This window comes from Kitasatospora sp. NPDC088779, from assembly GCF_040685395.1.
Taxonomy (GTDB): Bacteria; Actinomycetota; Actinomycetes; order Streptomycetales; family Streptomycetaceae; genus Kitasatospora.
Map to the genome: position 1 here is coordinate 148799 of NZ_JBFBHW010000003.1, position 18477 is coordinate 167275.

Below are 18477 nucleotides of genomic sequence, written 5' to 3' on the forward strand. Positions count from 1 at the left end.
GGTGTCACCGGGCGTCGGGGGACGACGGGCCGCGCGGCCCGTCGTCCCCGGCCCCGCCGGGCCGCTCCCCGTCGTGGAAGGAGACCTCGACGTGCTGTTCGGGGCGGCGCTCCTCCTGACGGGCGACGGAGGACAGCACCTTCTCGTCGGCGGCGGTGAGCGGCGGTTGCAGGAGGCTGCGGGGCCACAGCCGACGGGCGAGCACCGCATTGGCCTCGGCGGCGTACACGGTGATCTGCGCGGCCAGGTAGAGCCAGGAGAGCAGGCCGATCACGGTCGCGAAGAAGCCGTAGACCTGGCCCGCGTGGCGCAGCTCGTGGGTCACCAGGAGCGAACCGAACGCCTGGAGGACGGTGAACAGGGGCCCGGCGACGGCGCAGCCGGGCAGCAGGGCCCGGGTCGGGATCTCGCGCGGGGTGAGCACGCGGAAGCAGGCCAGGCACAGGGCGGTGTTCAGCAGCGCCGAGACCAGCAGGCCCCCCCACCCGGGCGGGCACCCCGCCCAGGGCGCTGCCGACCAGCGAGGCGGCCGCCGTACCCAGCACCAGGCCGGCGCCCAGGACCGTGAACAGCAGCAGGCCGCGCCCCAACCGGGGCCAGTAACCGGGCCGCTGCACCCCGGGCACGTTCCAGACCTCGGCCATGGCGTGCTGGAGGACCTGCGTGATGCCGAGCGCCCCGTACAGCAGGCCGAGCGCGCCGATGGCCAGTGCCAGACCGCTGCCCTGGAGGGAGTGGACGTTCTGGCGCAGTTGGTCGCCGATGATCGGGAAGTCGGCGAGCGCCGAGTTCAGCACCGACTGCTGGGCCCCGGGGCGGCCGTGCAGGACGAAGCCGAGAACGGTGCTGAGCAGGAGCAGCAGCGGGATCAGGGCGACGAAGCCGTAGTACGTGATCAGGGCGGACAGCAGCCCGCCCCGGTCGTCCCCGTACTTGCGCACGACGCCGATGACCACGGCGGGCACCCGGCGGTGCTGCTGGAAGCGGTCAACGGCCCGCAGGCCTTGTTCGATCGGGTTCATGCCCCGGCGTCTGCCCCGGCCCGCGCCCGCGACACCCGCCGGTTCCGCCCCCGGGGGCGGTGCGGGAGGCGCGCACGCCCGAGCCGCCGCGCAGGGGCTGCGCGGCGGCTCGGGCGCCCCGGCGGCCGGCGACGGGGCCGTGCGTACGGCGGGCTACCAGCGGTACCAGCGGCCCCGTCCGCCGGAGGAGGTGGTGCCGCGGGCGAGGAAGCCCAGGAGCCAGACGACGAGGACCGCGAGGGCGACCCACCACAGCACCTTCAGGGCGAAGCCGAAGCCGAACAGGAGCAGGGCGAGCAGCAGGACCAGGACCAGGGCGAGCACGGGAACCTCCTCGATCAGGGGACGCGTCGATTCGTCCCTCGGCTGCCCCGGTTCGCCGCGGACATGCACCTGCCCGTCCGACCGCTACCGCACCATCACTCCGACCAGGCAGGTGTCGTCGTCGGTGTCGGCGTTGCTGTAGCGCAGCAGGTGGTCCAGGAGCTCTTCGAGGTTGGCCGAACCGATGTCCGAGCCGGTGGCCGATCCGGCGGCGGACCTGGTGGCCGACCCGGTGCGGGACTCCTCGGCGAGGGCCGTCAGGCTGGTCAGCGACGCCTGGAGGGATTCGTCGCGGCGCTCGATGAGCCCGTCGGTGTACATCACCAGCGTGTCGCCGGCCTCCAGGACGAGCTCGCCCTGCTCGTAGTCGGCGTGGCCGATCGCGCCGAGGAGGATGCCGCCCAGCTGGGGCAGGATGTCCGCCCGCCCGCCACGCAGCAGGACCGGCGGCGGGTGCCCGGCGCGGGCCCACCGCAACCGGCGGGTCGCGGGTTCGTAGAGGCCGCACACCGCGGTGGCCGTGACGTTGTCGGTCAGGTGGTGGGTGACGCTGTTGAGCCAGCTCAGCAACTGGGCCGGCCCGGCGCCGGTGGCGGCCAGGCCGCGCAGGGCGTTGCGCAGCGCGACCATGCCGGTGGCGGCCTCGATGCCGTGCCCGGAGACGTCGCCCACGCACAGCAGGACGTCTCCCGAGGGCAGGGCGAGGGTGTCGTACCAGTCCCCGCCGACCAGGTGGTCCTTCTCCGCCGGGCGGTAGCGCACGGCGACGCTCAGGTCGTGCAGGTCCAGCGGGCCCCGGGTGGGCGGCATGATGGCGTGCTGGAGCTGGAGGGCGAGGCGGCTGCGTTCGGCCGCCTGCTGTTCGCTCTGCGCGAGCTGGTCGCGGGTGGCGGCGAGTGCGACCTCCGTCCAGTGCTGGGCGGAGATGTCCTGGTAGGCGCCGCGGACGGTGCCGAGCCCGCTGCCCGGAGCGCTGCCGGGATCGCCGTCGAGACCGCTGCCGGGATCGCGGACGGGCTCCGCGACGACGCGGATGTGGCGGGTGACGCCGTCCGGCCGCTGGAGGCGGAAGGCGGTGGAGGCCGGGCGTTGGTGGTGCAGGAGGGTGCGCAGGAACCGGTCGATGGCGTGGCGGTCGTCCGGGTGGGCGTGGTCGGGGAGCTGGTCGAGGGCCAGGGGCGCGGCGGTGGGCGGCAGCCCGTGCAGTTCGAACACCGTCTCGTTCCAGGCGATCTGCCGGGTCCGCAGGTTCTCCTCGAACCCGCCGATCCGGCCGAGCCGCTGGGCGTGCTGCAGCAGGCGGGCGACGCGCGGGGTGCCGTCGTCGAGGCGCCAGACGACCGCGAGGTGGCTGCCGTGCCGGCTGATGCTCACCTGCGCCCGGGTGGTCAGCGGTACTCCGTCGACCAGGGCGGCGAGGCGCATGTCCTGGGCGCGGAAGGGTTCTCCGGTGGCGAAGACGTGTTCGACCTTGTCGGCCAGGCCGCCCGGTTCGGCCGCCAGCGGGTACGCCTCCAGCAGGCGGGTGCCGGTGATCACGCCGGTGGGCCGGCCGGCGAAGTCGACGAAGGCCGGGTTGAGGTGCCGGATCACGAACCGGGGCGGGAACTCGTCGCTGTCCGGCGCCGCCCGCAGGATCATGCACGGGTCGAGCAGGCCGTCGGTGAGCTGCCGCAGTTCGCCGAACTGCGCGTCGGCCGGGTCGCAGGCGGAGGGCTCCTGCCCGCTCCAGGACTCCAGCGTGGTGGCGGCCAGCTCGGCGAGCGCCTCGAACTGGCGTTGGAGCGGCTGGGAGCGCTCGGGCAGCGTGCCGGGCCAGCAGATCTCCAGGACGCCGATGAGCCGCCCGCCGACGCCGGCCGGGACGGCGAGCCGACCGCCGTGGATCTCGTGCTGGCCGATCGAGGGCAGCGAGGCGCCGGCGAGCGTCGGGTAGCCGACCGCCGCCCGCTCGTCCAGGGCACGGCGGGCGGGGGTCGGAACGCCCGGCGGGACGTGGCGCCAGCGGCGTGCCTCCTCCTCGGGGAAACCGGCGCTGCCCGCCAGCGACAGGGAGAGGTCCGGGTGGGCGGCCCAGATGGCGACGGCGGCCGCGCCGAGCGGCCGCAGCGCGTGCTCCAGCATGGAACGCGCCGCCGCCGCGGCGTCACCGCTCGCGAGCACGTCCGCCTCGGCACTGCGCAGCCGCACGGCCACCGCTTCGGCCGGGGGAGCCGAGGCGTCCGCGACGAACTCGCGGGCGAGGGCGGAGATCTCGTCCGCCGCGGCCTGGTTGACCAGGTCGGCGGCGAGCGCCAGGACCGTCACCCCGGCCTGCTCCGCGAGGCTCTCCAGCTGCCTGGCGGCCTCGGTGGGCCCGCACCGCAGGCGCTCCACCAGCACTCCGACGCCCATCTCGACGACGGCGCGGCCCGCCGCCTGGGCCTGGGCCTGTTCCAGTTCCAGCCTGAGCCGCTCCACCGTGGTGGCGAGCCGGTCGACCGCCGCGGACTCGCCTCCGGAGCGGGCCCGGGCCGCTGCCTGCGCCTCGGCAGCGCTCCGCTGCGCTCCGACCCTCGGCGTGTCGGCCGGTCCGACCGCTGCGGGACGGTCCGTGGCGCGCGGCTCCTGCGGATGGTGCACGGCTGTCGGCTCCTGAAGTCTGGACTGTCGGGGTGGGCGCGAGGGGACACGGGGGCATGGGACAGGGCGACTACCGGGTGAGGTGGTCCCTGATCCTGCCGATCACCGCGTCGGCGTCGACCGGCTTGGTGATGTAGTCGCTGGCTCCCGAGGCCAGGCTCTTCTCCCGGTCGCCGATCATGGCCTTGGCGGTGACCGCGATGATCGGCAGCCCCTCGTGCTCGGGCATGGCGCGGATCGCCGCGGTGGCGGTGTAGCCGTCCATCTCGGGCATCATCACGTCCATCAGGATCACGTCGATCCCGGGGTGCGCGCGGAGGGCTTCGAGCGCGGCGAGCCCGTTCTCGGCCTGGAGGACCCGCATGCCGCGCAGCTCCAGGATGCTGGTGATCGCGAAGAGGTTGCGGTCGTCGTCGTCGACCACCAGCGCGGTGCGGCCGGAGAGCACCGGGTCGGCCCCGCGGCCCCGGGCGGGGTTCCCGTCCGTGCGGCGTACCGGGGGCAGGACGCGCCCGGGCCCGTCGGCGCTCATGTGGAGGGCGATGCGCTCGCGCAGCTCGTCGAGGCTGGAGATGAGCTCCAGCGGCCGCTCCCCCTCCAGGCGGACGGCGTGCTCGTCGTCGGTGGTGACGCCCCGGCTGTTGTGGGCCAGCACCGGGACGGTGTGCAGGGCCGGGTCGCGTTCCATCTCCGCCAGGAGTGTGGCCGCCGCGCTGTCCGGCAGGTCGAGTTCCAGGACGACGCAGTGGTACGGGGCGGTGGCGAGCGCAGTGGCGGCCTCCGGGGCACCGACCGTGGTGACTATCTCGACCCGGCGCTGCGCGCCGGCGGAGCGGGCGACGTCGGCGACGGCGTTCTCCGCCACCAGGGACAGCAGGCCGTTGGGGCGGCCTTCGACCACGAGCAGGCGCCGCGGCTGACCGGCGGGAGGCGAGGGGGCGCGCTCCGGGGCCTCGGACGGGCCGGTGCCACCGGTGCCCAGCGTCCTGCGGGCCCCGTCGGCGCCGGTCTCGGCCAGGTCGGGGCGGGTCGCGGGGACGTAGAGGGTGAAGGTGCTGCCCCGGCCCAGGGTGCTCTCCACCGTGATCGCGCCGCCGAGCAGGTAGGCGATCTCGCGGCTGATGGACAGCCCGAGGCCGGTGCCGCCGTACTTGCGGCTGGTGGTGCCGTCGGCCTGCTGGAAGGCGCCGAAGACGCTCTCCACGTGCTGGGGGGCGATGCCGACTCCGGTGTCGCTCACGTGGAAGGCGAGTACCGGGCCGCCGCGCCGGACGGCGTCGGGCAGGTCGGTCTCGTCGGCGGGCTCGATGCGCAGTTCGACCCGGCCCTGCTCGGTGAACTTGACGGCGTTGGACAGCAGGTTGCGCAGCACCTGGCGCAACCGGTAGTCGTCGGTGAGGAGTTCGGCGGGGATCTGCTGGACCGTCCGCACCGTGAAGGCGAGGTTCTTCTGGCTGGTCAGCGGGCGGAAGGTGGCTTCGACGTAGTCGAGCAGCGCGCGCAGCGGCACCGCCTCGACGTTGAGGTCCATCTTTCCGGCCTCGACCTTGGACAGGTCGAGGATGTCGTTGATCAACTGGAGCAGGTCGGAGCCGGCGGAGTGGATGATCCCGGCGTACTCGACCTGCTTGGCGGTCAGGTTGCGGGTGGGGTTCTGGGCGAGCAGCTGGGCGAGGATGAGCAGGCTGTTGAGCGGCGTGCGCAGTTCGTGGCTCATGTTGGCCAGGAACTCCGACTTGTACTTCGAGGCGAGGGACAGCTGGTGGGCGCGCTCCTCCAGTTCCTGGCGGGCCTGTTCGATCTCCAGGTTCTTGGTCTCGATGTCGCGGTTCTGCGCCGCCAGCAGGTCGGCCTTCTCCTCCAGCTCGGCGTTGGAGGCCTGCAACTCGTCCCGGCGTGACTGCAACTCCTGTGAGCGGACCTGGAGTTCGGCGGTGAGCCGCTGGGACTCGTCGAGCAGCTCGTCGGTGCGGGCGTTGGCGATGATGGTGTTGACGTTGACGCCGATGGTCTCCATGAGCTGGTCGAGGAAGTCCAGGTGGACCTGGGTGAACGGCCGGACGGAGGCCAGTTCGATGACGCCGAGGACCTGGTCCTCGACCACGATGGGCAGCACCACCAGGGACAGCGCCCCGGTGCGGCCGAGGCCGGAGGCGGCGGCCAGGTAGTCCGGCGGCAGGGCGTCGACGGTGATGGCGCGCCGGCTGCGGGCGGCCTGGCCGACGAACGACTCGCCGAGGCGGAAGCGGGTGGGGCGCTCGCCGTCGGGGAAGGCGTAGGAGCCGACCAGCTGGAGCACCGTCCCGACGGGGCTGTCCTCGGCGAGGTAGAAGACGCCGCACTGCGCGCCGACGAGGGGGGCGAGTTCGTCCATGACGGACTCGGCGACGACCCCGAGGTCGCGCCGGCCCTGCATCAGGGCCGAGAAGCTGGCGAGGTTGGTCTTGAGCCAGTCCTGCTCCTCGTTGGCGCGGGTGGTCTCGCGCAGGGACCCGACCATGGCGTTGATGTTGTCCTTGAGGTCGGCGACCTCGCCGGAGGCGTCCACGCTGATCGAGCGGGTGAGGTCGCCGGCGGCGACGGCGCTGGTGACCTCGGCGATCGCGCGGACCTGCCGGGTGAGGTTGCCGGCCAGCTCGTTGACGTTCTCGGTGAGGCGCTTCCAGGTGCCGGAGACGCCCTCCACCTCGGCCTGGCCGCCGAGCCGGCCCTCGGTGCCGACCTCCCGGGCGACCCTGGTCACCTCGTCGGCGAAGGAGGACAGCTGGTCGACCATCGTGTTGATGGTCTCCTTCAGTTCCAGGATCTCGCCGCGCGCGGTGACGGTGATCTTCTGCGACAGGTCCCCGCGCGCGACCGCCGTGGCCACCTGGGCGATCGCGCGGACCTGGCCGGTGAGGTTGCCGGCCATGAAGTTCACCGAGTCCGTGAGGTCGCGCCACGTCCCCGAGACGCCCTTGACGTCGGCCTGGCCGCCCAGGATGCCCTCGGTACCGACCTCCCGCGCCACCCGGGTCACCTCACCGGCGAACGAGGACAGCTGGTCGACCATCGTGTTGACGGTGTTCTTCAGTTCCAGGATCTCGCCCCGGGCGTCGACGGTGATCTTCTGCGACAGGTCCCCCTTGGCCACCGCGGTGGCGACCTGGGCGATGTCCCGCACCTGGGTGGTGAGATTGCCCGCCATCGCGTTGACCGAGTCGGTCAGGTCCTCCCAGGTGCCCGACACTCCGGGCACCTGGGCCTGGCCGCCGAGCCGGCCCTCGGTGCCGACCTCCCGGGCGACCCTGGTCACCTCCGAGGTGAACCGCGACAGTTGGTCGACCATGCCGTTGAACACCGTGGCGATCTCGCCCAGCAGCCCGTCCGCGTCGCCCGGCAGCTTGGTGCTGAAATCGCCGTCGCGCACCGCCGTCAACCCGGCCAGCAGCAGCCGCAGTTCCGGCTCACCCACCTGCGCGGCGCCCGCCCCCTCGTCCGGGCGGTGCTGTGAGTCGCGGGACGTGGTCGGGCCAGCCATCGAACGTCGCCTCCGTGGAACGCCGGGCCGACTGGCCCGAATCCGGTCGTGGGCACCCCGAAGGACGGGCCGGGGGACCTGGCCGTCGTTCCAGGTGTTGTACCGCCCTCGGAGGCTACCCCAGCCCGCACACCGCCGGACAACGGTTGCCACCCGGTCGTACGCCCCGCCCGTCGCCCGGACGCGCGTCCGCGCCCCGGCGCCGGTGCGGGCTTCACGAAACCTCCACGGGGGGCGGCTGCATCGATCCGCCGACACGGGGTACCGGGGGGCAGACCGCGCCGACACGAGAGAGCACGAGAGAGGGAGTCCGATGGCCACGACCACTGGGGAACTGCCCGCCTCCGCCCACCCGTCGACGGGAGGTCCGTCCCGCACGGCCGCTCCTGCCGGAGAGCCCCGGGACCTGCCGTTGCCGGAACCCGCCGACGCCGGAGGGCTTCGGGACCTGCTCCCGCCGGAGTTCGCCGACGCCGGTGACCTGCGGGAGATCGCGCCGGCCGACGCGCGCGAGCTCAACAAGGTGCTGCTGCGCCGGCTCCGCACGCTGGAGGAGGGGACGAAGGAGTACTCCTACGTCCGCGCCACCCTGGTCGAGACGAACCTGTCCCTGGTGAGGTTCGCGGTCCGCCGCTTCAACTCGCACCGCGAGCCGCAGGAGGACCTGCTCCAGGTCGGCGCGGTCGGCCTGATCAAGGCCATCGACCGCTTCGACCCCGACCTCGGCGTCGAGTTCACCACCTTCGCCATACCGACCGTCCTCGGCGAGATCCGGCGCCACTTCCGCGACACCACGTGGGCCGTCCACGTGCCGCGGCGCCTCCAGGAACTGCGCATCCTCCTGGCCAAGGCGCAGGAACGCCTGTCGCAGGACCTGGACCGGGCCCCCACGGTCGCCGAACTCGCCGAGCACCTCGCGCTCTCCCCCGAGGAGGTCGTCGAAGGGCTGACCGCCGCGAACGCGCACACCGCCGGCTCCCTGGACCTCGGCGGCAGCAACGACGACGACGCCCCCGGCCCCCTGGGCGACCGGCTCGGCGAGGACGACCGGGACCTCGCCCTCGTCGAGGACCTGGTGACGCTCAAGCCGCTCATCGCCGACCTGCCGGAGCGGCAACGGCTCATCCTGTCCATGCGCTTCTGCGAGGACATGACGCAGTCGCAGATCGGCGCCCGCCTCGGGCTGTCCCAGATGCACGTCTCCCGACTGCTCAGCCGCACCCTGCGGCACCTGCGCGACGGGCTGGAGGACGACTGAGCATGCGTGGCCACACGAGCCCCGGGGAGGACCGAACCGGGCGCACACCCCCGTGTTTGGCAGTCCGGCACAACCTCCGTATGGTCGGAAGGCATGGACATGGAGGAGACGACGATGATGCCAATCGACGACATTCGGGCGGCCGCCGCGCCGGCAGCGTCCCCGCGGCCCGCGGAACTGGTGGTCGAGACCCGTGCCACGGCCTCCGGCGCGGTGGTGTGCGCCCTCGTGGGCGACCTCGACATCGAGACGCTCGCCTCGGCCGCCAACCTGCTCACCAGCGTGATCGCGCAGCGCCGCGGCGCGGTGGTGATCGACCTCGCCGGGGTGGGCTTCTGCGACTCCTCCGGCCTGAACCTCCTGCTCAAGACCCGCCTCGCGGCGGCGGAGGAGGGGCTGGACCTGCACTTGGCCGCCGTGGCGCCGACCGTCATGCGGGTCCTCGAACTGACCGGCGCGCAGGCGGTGTTCTCCATCCACGACTCGGTCGACGAGGCCTTGGCGGCCTGACCGCCCCGGCTCGGGCCGCCAGGGCCTCGGCCCGGGGCCGGCCGCCCCGGCCCCGGTTCGACGCCGGCACGGGGCATAATCCGAGAACTGCCGGGAAACCGACCGTGCGAGACCGCCGTCGATCCGAAAGGGTGTCCTCACATGACGATGAGCCGGGGAACCCTGGACGGCGACCCGCACCAGCCGGGCCCGGTGCTGCCCGTCGGCGGCCAGCGCAGGCGGCTGACCCTGTCCGGCATTCCCAAACCGGTCGCCCACGCCAGGACCTTCACCGCCCGCGCCCTCGACGACTGGTACGCGTCCGCCGCCGGGCCCGGCGCCGGCGAAGGCGCCCTCGCGGACGTCGTCCTGCTGGTGGCGGAACTCGTCGCCAACGCCATGCTCCACGGCGACGGCCCGCTGGAACTGGTCCTGGACGCCACCGGGATCCGCCTGCGGGCCGAGGTCAGCGACCGCAGCCCGACCCTGCCCACCCCGCGCCGCCCGCACAACCCGGCCCTCCCCGGCGGCCACGGCCTGTTCATCGTGGAGCGGACCGCCGACCGGTGGGGCGCCGAACCGCACAGCCACGGGAAGACGATCTGGGCCGAGTTCGACGCCTCGCGGCTGACCCGCGGCTGATCCGCCGCAGACCCGCGGCTGACCCGCGGCTGATCCGCCGCAGACCCGCGGCTGACTCGTGGCTGACCTGGGACGGCGCCCCACCGGATCGCACCAGTGCGCCGACTTCGTCATCCGCGCCCGGTCGGGGCCGCCACGCCGACTCCGGTTCAGGGGCCCGCGCGACGGCGGGTGATTGCATGGCGACACAGCGTGTGTCCCGGCGAGCGTCTCCGCGTCTTTCCCCTGCGGGTACGGGCGGGCCCCGGCAGGAGGAGGAAGCGGATGGCGCAGACCCGGCGGCGGGCCGCCGCCCGCCCGGCGCCCGGCGTGGCCCGCCGGCGTCAAGGCTCGGCGGTGCTGCGGTGGTTGAGCACGACCGACCACAAGGCCATCGGCAACCTGTACCTGACGACGGCGTTCGGGTTCTTCCTGTTCGCCGGGCTGCTGGCGATGCTCATGCGCGCGGAGCTCATGCGGCCGGGACTGCAGGTGGTGAGCAACGAGCAGTACAACCAGTTGTTCACCATCCACGGGACGATCATGATGCTGTTGTTCGCCACACCGACGTTCGCCGGTTTCGCGAACGCCGTGATGCCGCTGCAGATCGGTTCCCCGGACGTGGCGTTCCCCCGGCTGAACGCGTTCACGTACTGGGTGTACCTGTTCGGCGGCCTGATGGTGGTCGGGGGCTTCCTGACCACCGACGGCGCCGCGTCGTTCGGCTGGTTCGCCTACGCCCCGCTGAACGGGCCGCTCCACAGCCCGGGAACGGGCGCCGACCTGTGGGCCGTGGGGCTGATCGTGGCGGGTCTGAGCACGATCCTGGGAGCCGTCAACTTCATCACCACCATCGTCTGCCTGCGGGCACCGGGCATGACGCTGTTCCGGATGCCGGTCTTCACCTGGAACGTGCTGTTCACCTCGATCCTCGCGCTGCTCGCCTTCACCCCGCTGACTGCGGCGCTGTTCGCGCTGGAGGCGGACCGCAAGCTGGGCGCCCACGTCTTCGACCCGGCCAACGGCGGGGCGATGCTGTGGCAGCACCTGTTCTGGTTCTTCGGCCACCCCGAGGTGTACATCGTGGCGCTGCCGTTCTTCGGCATCATCTCCGAGGTCATCCCGGTGTTCAGCCGCAAGCCGGTCTTCGGCTACTACGGACTGATCGGTGCCACGATCGCGATCACCGCGCTGTCCGCGGTCGTCTGGGCCCACCACATGTTCGCCACCGGCCAGGTGCTGCTGCCGTTCTTCTCCCTGGCCTCGCTGCTCATCGCGGTGCCGACCGGGGTGAAGTTCTTCAACTGGATCGGCACCCTGTGGAACGGCTCGCTCTCCTTCGAGACGCCCATGCTGTTCTCCCTCGGCTTCCTGGTGACCTTCCTCCTCGGCGGGCTGACCGGCGTCCTGCTGGCCGCGCCCCCGATCGACTTCCACGTCACCGACAGCTACTTCGTGGTCGCCCACCTGCACTACGTCCTCTTCGGGACGGTCGTGTTCGCGATGTTCGCCGGCTTCTACTTCTGGTGGCCCAAGATCACCGGCCGGCTGCTGGACGAACGCCTCGGAAGGATCCACTTCTGGATGCTGCTGCCCGCGTTCCAGATCACCTTCCTCGTGCAGCACTGGCTCGGGGCCCAGGGCATGCCGCGCCGCTACGCCGACTACCTGCCCTCGGACGGCTTCACCACCCTGAACACCGTCTCCTCGGTCGGTGCGTTCCTGCTGGGCGCGTCGACCCTGCCCTTCCTGTACAACGTGTGGCGCACCGCCAGGTACGGGGTCCGGGTCACCGAGGACGACCCGTGGGGTTACGGGCGCTCCCTGGAATGGGCGACCTCCTGCCCGCCGCCGCGCCACAACTTCCACGCCCTGCCCCGCATCCGCTCCGAAGGCCCGGCCTTCGACCTGCACCACCCGGAGTATTCGCGCACGGTGCTCGAAGGCGAGGAGAACGCGCGGTGAAGACCGAGTCCTACCTGTTCGCGGGCGTCGCGCTGTTCTTCGCCGTCGCCGCTTCGATCTACGGCTGGTTCGCCCGGGAGCCGGCCGGCAAGGCGGCGCTGGTCGTGGCCTTCATGATGTCCACGCTGATCGCGTTCTTCTTCCGGACCCAGTACTCCCGCCGCGGCCGTCGGCCGCAGGACCGCACCGACGCCGAGATCGTCACCGGTGCCGGGCCGCTGGAGTTCTTCGCACCGCGCAGCTACTACCCGCTGCTCACCGCGGCCGGCGTCGCGGTCACCGGGCTGGGGCTGGTGTACGCCTTGTGGCTCTTCCTCATCGGAGCGGGTGTGACGGGCGCCGGCGTCCTGGGCTTCGTCTTCCAGCACGCCCAGCGCGCGCAGTGAGTCCGGCCGGTCGGCGGTGAGCGCTGAGTGGTGAGCGGTCGGTCGTCACCGCTCGGAGCGTCCCGCGTCGGCGGGCGCGAGCGGCCCCGGCCGCGGCTCGTCCACCGCCGTCTCCACGTTGTCCCGGTAGTACCAGGAGCTCAGGGCGGCCCGCAGCCGTGCGCGCCGCGAGGCGCCCTCGCCCGGCGCCGGCAGGGGAAGCGGGGCGTCGTGCAGGGCCAGCGTGTAGCGCAGGCCGGCGGGGAGCGGCCGGTGCTCGCCGTGGAAGGCGCCCTCGACGGCCTCGTGCACGAACCCGGTCTCGTCGCCCTCCGTCACCCGTTCGAGGTCCCGCTCCTGCAAGGCCAGGCACAGGCGCCGGGTGATCCAGAAGGCCGCCACCGGCCCGACGAACAGGCCCACCCGCAGGAACCGGTTCAGGCCCTCCACCGGCACGTCCAGTGCCCGGGCGACGACATCCTGGCCGCCGGCGACCAGCAGGACGACGTAGAAGCACGTCCCGGCGACACCCAGCGCCGTCCGGGTCTGCCGGTTGCGGGGGCGGTCGCACAGGTGCTGCTCGCCGCTGCCCGGGGTGATCCAGCGCTCGAAGAACGGATAGCCGTACAGGGCGGCGAAGAACAGCAGCGGGAACAGCACGGCCGGGATCAGCGGGTTCCAGGCGACGGTGTGGCCCCACAGCCGGGTCTCGGCCCCGGGCATCAGCCGCAGCGCGCCCTCGATGAACCCCATGTACCAGTCCGGCTGCGCGTCGGTGGAGTCCTGGTCGGGGCGGTAGGGCCCGTACAGCCAGATCGGGTTCACCTGGGCGAGGGCGGCGGCCAGCGCCAGCACCCCGAAGACCATCGCCATCAGGCCCGCCGTCTGGACGCTGAAGTGCGGGAAGAGGGGCTTCCCGACGACGTTGCGGTCGGTGCGTCCGGGCCCGGCCCACTGGGTGTGCTTGAGGTGGAAGACCAGGATCAGGTGCGCGGTGATCAGGCCGAGCAGGAGACCGGGCAGCAGCAGGATGTGCGCGCTGTACAGGCGGGGGATGATGTCGTGCCCGGGAAGCTCCCCGCCGAAGAGGAAGAAGCTCAGGTAGGTGCCGACCAGCGGGACCGACAGGATGAAGCCCTGGGCCGTGCGCAGGCCGGTGCCGGAGAGCAGGTCGTCGGGCAGCGAGTAGCCCGCGAAACCCTCCAGCAGGGCGAGCTGGAACAGCGTCAGTCCCACCAGCCAGTTGACCTCCCTGGGGCGGCGGAACGCGCCGGTGAGGAAGATGCGCAGCAGGTGCGCACAGATCGCGGCGGTGAACACCAGCGCCGCCCAGTGGTGGATCTGGCGGATCAGCAGGCCGCCGCGCACGTCGAAACTGATCGACAGCGTCGAGGCGTACGCCTGGGACATCCGCACCCCGCGAAGCGGCGGGTACGTTCCGGCGTACACGATCTCGGCCATGGACGGTGTGAAGAACAACGTCAGGAAGACGCCGGTCAACAGCAGCAGCACGAAGGTGTAGAGCGCCAACTCGCCGAGCAGGAAGGACCAGTGGTCGGGAAAGACCTTCCGGAGCAGGCCCTTGGCCCCGTCGAACAGCGGCAGCCGCCGGTCCAGCGCGACCGCCGTGTTCCGGGCGGCCCGCTCCGCCCGCCGCCCGGCCCGCGCCCTCCACCTCGACAGCCGCACGCCGCTCCTCCCGTCCGCTCCGATCGTGTGTCCCGATAGCCATATCCCGTGGCGGCGGGACGGCCGGACGGGGCTCGCCCACCGCCCCGGGCTTCACCCGGACGGCCCCGGTTCGATGGCCGTCCGCCCTCTCAGGCCCCGGTGTCAGGCCGCTGAACTGCGGAATCCCCCCGGGCCCCGGCCTGGACGCGGCGGGTCGGCCCACGAACGGCGGGCGTGAACGGACCCCCGCGCTCCGGTCGAGACGTTCACGAAATGATGGCTGCGGGTAGTCGAATGGGTGCGAAAGGTCATCAGGTGGGGGGTGTTGCAGGGAGCGACGATGCCGGAACACGAGCAGTTCGGCGTGCGGGCCGAGGCGGACGGGCCGGCGAGCCGGACCGGAAGAGTCCCGCCCCAGTCGAGTCCGGAGGAGGCCCCCGGGGCCGCCCCCGCCCCCGGGGAAGGTCGAGTTCCGGGGGAAGGCCGAGCTCCCGGGGAGGGCCGAGCTCCCGGCCGGCCGGCGCCGCCCGGGGCGGAGAGCGGATCCGCCGATGCCGACGGCACGGCGGCCTGGCCGGACCTGATGCTGCCGCTGCTGCGCACCCCGACCACCGACCGCCCGCTGGTGACCGGCGAACCCGGTGCGGACGACCCGGGGCCGGCCGCGGTGGCCGCCGTCCTGGACCTCGCGCTGCTGGTGGGCGAGCTGATGCTGGCCTGCGGCGAGGCCGCTGAGGACGTCGAGGCCGCCATGCTCGCCGTCGCGCAGGCCTACCGGGCCCAGCCCTGTGACCCCCAGGTCACCTTCACCCGGGTGGCGATCTCGTACCAGCCGGGCCCCTCGGAGCCACCCGTGACGGTCGAGCGGTCCGTGCGCCACCCGGCCGGGGACTACGCGCGGCTGGCCGTGCTCTTCCGGCTGGTCACCGAGATCACGACCGGCGGACTCGTCGTCGACGACGCCCACCACCGGCTGAGGGCCGTGCGCCGGCACTGCCGCCGCTACCCCGCCTGGCTCCTGGTCCTGTCCTCCGGCCTGCTGGCCGGCGCCGCGACGCTGCTGGTCGGCGGCCGGGCCGACGCCCGGGCCTGGCTGGTGTTCGTCAGCGCCGTCGCCGCGGCACTGGCCGGCGACCGGCTCGCGGCGCTGGTCGGACGCCACGACCTCCCGGAGTTCTACCGGATCGCGACGGCCGCGACCCCGGCGGCGGCGATCGGCATCCTGCTGTCCTTCAACGGGCTGAACCTGGGCGGATCGGTGGTGATCACCGGAGGGCTCTACACGCTCCTGCCCGGATGGCCCATGGTGGCGGCGGCGCAGGACGGCCTCGCGGGCTTCTACCTCACCGCGGCCGCACGCCTGATGGAAACGCTGTACATGATGGCCGGCGTGGTGGTCGGGGTGATGACCGTGCTCTACATCGGCGTCAACAACGGCGCCGACCTGGCGGCCCGGCCCGTCCCGGTCGCGGCGTCGAACCCGCCGCTCCAACTGGTGGCGGCGCTCCTGCTCACCCTGACCTTCGCGGTGCTGCTCAACACCGAGCCGGGCACGCTGCCGGCCGTCCTGCTCAACAGCGGGGTCGGCTGGACGACGTACGGCGTCCTGGTCAACGCCGGCGGCGAGCCCATCATGGCCACCGGCCTCGCCGCCGGGCTGGTGGGCCTGTCCGGCCAGCTCATGGCCCGCTACCGGGGAAGCTCCTCGCTGCCGTACGTCACCGCGGCACTGGGGCCGCTGCTGCCCGGCTCGTTGCTGTACTTCGGGCTGCTCGCCTTCGTCCGGGGCGAGCCCGAGATCGGGCTCGTCGGCGTCGGGCGCGCCACGGCCACGGCGATGGCGGTGGCGATCGGCGTGAACCTGGGCCGCGAGGTCGCCCGGCTGTTCCTCCCCGCCCCGGGCGTGGTCCCGGCGCCCGGCCGCAGCGCCGGCCGTCACCGCCGCTGAGGGCTGGCCGTCACCGCCGTTGAGGGCCGGCCGCCTCTGCCGTTGAGGACGGTGGGCGGCACCGTGCGGCTGACGGCGCCGTGCGGCTGTCGGCGGCGGCACCCACGTGGTGCCGGGGCCGACAGCCGCACGAGCCGGTGAACGGGCGGTTCAGGGGATGGGGCGGGTGGTGCAGAAAATAGGACGAGTGGATCAGTAGTAGTGACGACGCCCGCCGACGGCGTGCCCGACGGAGCCCGCGATCCACAGGACGAGGCCGATGACGGCCAGGATGATGCCGATGGTCCACAGGATCGAGATCCCGGTGACGAAACCGACGATGAGCAGGATGACGCCGAGGACGATCACGAGGTCCTCCCATGTGGTGACTGGGACGGTTGTCAGGAGGGGCGGTCCGGCCGCTCGATGGTGATGCCGGAACCGTCCGGGGGTGGTGGAGCCGTCGTTTCTCCGGCCGCGCCCATGATCCGCGTGTACCGCTCTGCGGGCCGGGCAAACCATCCCGCCCGCGGCGGAATGGGTTCGGTTCCCTCCCCGGGCACACCCGGCCCTTCACCGAGCGGTCGCCGCCGTCGGCCGTGGCGGGTCAGGACCGGATCCGGTCGAGGACGGCGTCGATGTCGAGATGGTCGGATTCGGTGCCGGCCGGTACCAGGGTGAAGGAGTCGAGGAGGAAGGCCGTCACGGCGTCCGCGGGGATGCTGATCACGGCCCGGCCGTTCTCGGCGCACAGGGTGACCAGGACCCGGCCCGCCCGCCCGGGCGCGACCGTCACGTCCCCGTGGCCGGCGGGGGCGTGGCGGCCCTCGTTCAGCAGGTCACGCGCGAAGACCCACCGCGCCTCCCCGCCGCCCCCGAGGGGCGGGAAGACCAGGCACACCGCGTACGGCAGCGAGGTGTCGAAGCGCAGTTGCGCCTCGACGGTCACATCGGGGAACGGGCCTTCGGGCAGCGTGACGGCGGTGGACCAGGAGGTGACGACGGTCATGCGACGGACTCCGTTTCTGGCAGTGGCGCCTGGTTGCCCGCAGCGGCACCGAGCGCCGGCGGCGGCAGCGCTCGGCTACCCGCCCCGGGCCGATTCATGGCCCTGATCCCGGAAACCCGCCGGACGCGGCGTGTTCGATCGCGTGCGGAACGTTCCGGCGCGGTTCCCGGCGCGAGGCGGGTGGTTTCCGTCCGGCGAGAAGGGGCAGCCGCCGCGTGGTCCCGCTGCCCGGCCGGTCGTTCGTCCTCGTCCCGGACGCCCCGGCGCCTCGGAGCACCGTCCTCCGGAATCCGAGACGGCCCGTCGAGGCCGAACCGCCGGGTGGAGGGCCCGCCAGCACCGCGGGGGCCGGCCGACGGCTCCCCCGACCCGGAAGGAACTCAGCGATGGGTATCGTCATCAGCAGCCCGCTGCCGGACAGCGAACGCAAGACGACCGGGGAGGCCCTCCAAGGCACCCTGGTCGACCTGCTGGACCTGTCCCTGGTGGCGAAGCAGACGCACTGGAACCTCTACGGGCCCCGGTTCCGCTCCGTCCACCTCCAGCTCGACGACGTGGTCGCCACCGCGCGCGACTACGCCGACCAGGTGGCCGAGCGTGCCGCCGCGATCGGGGTCAGCCCGGACGGACGGGCCGCCACGATCGCCGCCACCAGCAACCTGCCCGACTTCCCCGAGGGCTGGACGGCCGACGTGACGGCCGTCCAGAACCTGGTGAAGGCCTTCGCCGCCGTGATCGAACGGATGCGGGTGCGCATCGACGAGACCGGCCCGGCGGATCCCGTCAGTCAGGACCTCCTGATCGGACTCACGGCCGAGCTGGAGAAGCACAGCTGGATGTTCCAGGCCGAGAACCAGCACTGACGGGGCCCTGCCGACCGCGACGGGCCGGGGCCGGGATCGGGGCGGGGGCGGGTCCCGGCCCCCTGCGCGCGCGGTGAGGTCAGTTGGGCGGTCCGGCCGTCAGTGCTTCTCGTCCCGGGCCTCGCGGGACTGCGTACGGCGGGACCGCGTACGGGCTGAGGACCTGTGGCGGCGCACGCGCCAGACGACGAGGGCGATGACGACCACCGCGGCGAGCAGGGCGGCGACGACGCCGCCGACCGTGCCCTCGACCTTGGTGTAGGCGGCCCCGGCGAAGTAGCCGAGGAGGGTGAACCCGACGCCCCAGGCGAGGCCGCCGAGGGCGTTGAAGAGGAGGAAACGGCGGTACGGCATGCGGGAGACGCCGGCCAGCGTGGGCACCACGGGGCGGAAGAAGGCGACGAAGCGGCCGAAGAAGACGGCCGCCGGCCCCCGTCGGCGGATCAGGTCACGGGCCTTGTCGACCTGCTCCTCATGACGCCGCAGCATGCGCGTGTCGAGGACCGCCGGGCCGATGTGGCGGCCGATCTCGTAGGCGACGGAGTCCCCCAGGACGGCCGCGCAGACCACGGCGAGGACCAGCCAGCCGATGGACACCCTGCCCTGGTGGGCGAGGAAACCGCCGAGGACGGCGGCGCTCTCGCCGGGGATGAGGAAGCTGAAGAAGAGGGCGTCCTCGGCGAAGACGAGGGCGGCGACGACCGCGTACACGATCGGGCCGGACAGGCCGTCCAGCCAGTCGGTGATCGAGTGCATCAGCCACCCCGTTCGGGATCTCCCACCCCTTCTGCCGCCCCCTGCGCCTCAATGTAACGGCGGGC

The 18477-nt window shown here is 72.9% G+C and carries 15 protein-coding genes and 1 pseudogene; 7 read left to right on the plus strand and 9 right to left on the minus strand.

Annotated features, from left to right (window positions below; translation table 11 throughout):
* Window positions 1-4: 4 nt before the first annotated feature.
* The 5 genes and pseudogenes from AB0P03_RS03710 to AB0P03_RS03730 all read right to left on the minus strand — a co-directional run bounded on the left by AB0P03_RS03710 (window position 5) and on the right by AB0P03_RS03730 (window position 7488).
* Entirely contained in the window at window positions 5-475 is a 471-nt protein-coding gene (locus AB0P03_RS03710) for a YhjD/YihY/BrkB family envelope integrity protein (protein ID WP_363627792.1), read from the minus strand.
* 28 nt (window positions 476-503) lie between these two features.
* Window positions 504-1022 (minus strand): annotated as a pseudogene (locus AB0P03_RS03715) (YhjD/YihY/BrkB family envelope integrity protein); the annotation flags it as partial.
* 153 nt (window positions 1023-1175) lie between these two features.
* Window positions 1176-1346: a hydrophobic protein gene (locus tag AB0P03_RS03720; RefSeq protein WP_331744879.1), complete on the minus strand. Its 171-nt coding sequence runs from the start codon at window positions 1344-1346 to the stop codon at window positions 1176-1178.
* Window positions 1347-1430: 84 nt separating this feature from the next.
* Entirely contained in the window at window positions 1431-3968 is a 2538-nt protein-coding gene (locus AB0P03_RS03725) for a SpoIIE family protein phosphatase (protein ID WP_363627721.1), read from the minus strand.
* 70 nt (window positions 3969-4038) lie between these two features.
* A complete protein-coding gene (locus tag AB0P03_RS03730; RefSeq protein WP_363627722.1) occupies window positions 4039-7488 on the minus strand; it encodes a HAMP domain-containing protein in 3450 nt (1149 codons plus the stop codon).
* Window positions 7489-7801: 313 nt separating this feature from the next.
* Between AB0P03_RS03730 and AB0P03_RS03735 the strand changes: the two genes are divergently transcribed.
* The 5 genes from AB0P03_RS03735 to AB0P03_RS03755 all read left to right on the plus strand — a co-directional run bounded on the left by AB0P03_RS03735 (window position 7802) and on the right by AB0P03_RS03755 (window position 12207).
* Complete coding sequence (locus tag AB0P03_RS03735) at window positions 7802-8746, plus strand: RNA polymerase sigma factor SigF (protein ID WP_363627723.1); 945 nt, start codon at window positions 7802-7804, stop codon at window positions 8744-8746.
* Window positions 8747-8860: 114 nt separating this feature from the next.
* Window positions 8861-9256 carry an STAS domain-containing protein gene (locus tag AB0P03_RS03740; RefSeq protein WP_363627724.1) on the plus strand — a complete coding sequence of 132 codons (396 nt, stop codon included), beginning with the start codon at window positions 8861-8863 and terminating at the stop codon, window positions 9254-9256.
* Between the two features lie 141 nt (window positions 9257-9397).
* Window positions 9398-9877, plus strand: a complete 480-nt coding sequence (locus AB0P03_RS03745; protein WP_363622669.1) for an ATP-binding protein — start codon at window positions 9398-9400, stop codon at window positions 9875-9877.
* Between the two features lie 264 nt (window positions 9878-10141).
* On the plus strand, window positions 10142-11821 hold the full coding sequence (ctaD, locus tag AB0P03_RS03750) for a cytochrome c oxidase subunit I (RefSeq protein WP_363627725.1): 1680 nt from the start codon (window positions 10142-10144) through the stop codon (window positions 11819-11821).
* Window positions 11818-12207, plus strand: coding sequence for a cytochrome c oxidase subunit 4 (locus AB0P03_RS03755; RefSeq protein ID WP_363584365.1), 390 nt, complete (start codon window positions 11818-11820; stop codon window positions 12205-12207). The genes ctaD and AB0P03_RS03755 overlap by 4 nt, the downstream gene beginning before the upstream one ends.
* 45 nt (window positions 12208-12252) lie before the next feature.
* On the opposite strand, the gene AB0P03_RS03760 is transcribed toward AB0P03_RS03755, so the two are convergent.
* Entirely contained in the window at window positions 12253-13875 is a 1623-nt protein-coding gene (locus AB0P03_RS03760; RefSeq protein ID WP_363627726.1) for a ubiquinol-cytochrome c reductase cytochrome b subunit, read from the minus strand.
* Between the two features lie 565 nt (window positions 13876-14440).
* Between AB0P03_RS03760 and AB0P03_RS03765 the strand changes: the two genes are divergently transcribed.
* Window positions 14441-15805, plus strand: coding sequence for a threonine/serine exporter family protein (locus AB0P03_RS03765; protein WP_363622673.1), 1365 nt, complete (start codon window positions 14441-14443; stop codon window positions 15803-15805).
* A 192-nt stretch (window positions 15806-15997) separates the two neighbouring features.
* On the opposite strand, the gene AB0P03_RS03770 is transcribed toward AB0P03_RS03765, so the two are convergent.
* Window positions 15998-16153, minus strand: a complete 156-nt coding sequence (locus AB0P03_RS03770) for a DUF6131 family protein (protein ID WP_363584371.1) — start codon at window positions 16151-16153, stop codon at window positions 15998-16000.
* A 238-nt stretch (window positions 16154-16391) separates the two neighbouring features.
* Window positions 16392-16793 carry an SsgA family sporulation/cell division regulator gene (locus tag AB0P03_RS03775; protein WP_363584373.1) on the minus strand — a complete coding sequence of 134 codons (402 nt, stop codon included), beginning with the start codon at window positions 16791-16793 and terminating at the stop codon, window positions 16392-16394.
* A gap of 386 nt (window positions 16794-17179) precedes the next feature.
* Here AB0P03_RS03775 and AB0P03_RS03780 point away from each other — a divergent pair, with 386 nt between their 5' ends.
* Complete coding sequence (locus AB0P03_RS03780) at window positions 17180-17656, plus strand: DNA starvation/stationary phase protection protein (protein WP_363584375.1); 477 nt, start codon at window positions 17180-17182, stop codon at window positions 17654-17656.
* Window positions 17657-17755: 99 nt separating this feature from the next.
* Here the strand turns inward: AB0P03_RS03780 and AB0P03_RS03785 are convergent, their stop codons facing one another.
* Window positions 17756-18412, minus strand: coding sequence for a DedA family protein (locus AB0P03_RS03785; protein WP_363627727.1), 657 nt, complete (start codon window positions 18410-18412; stop codon window positions 17756-17758).
* Between the last annotated feature and the right edge of the window lie 65 nt (window positions 18413-18477).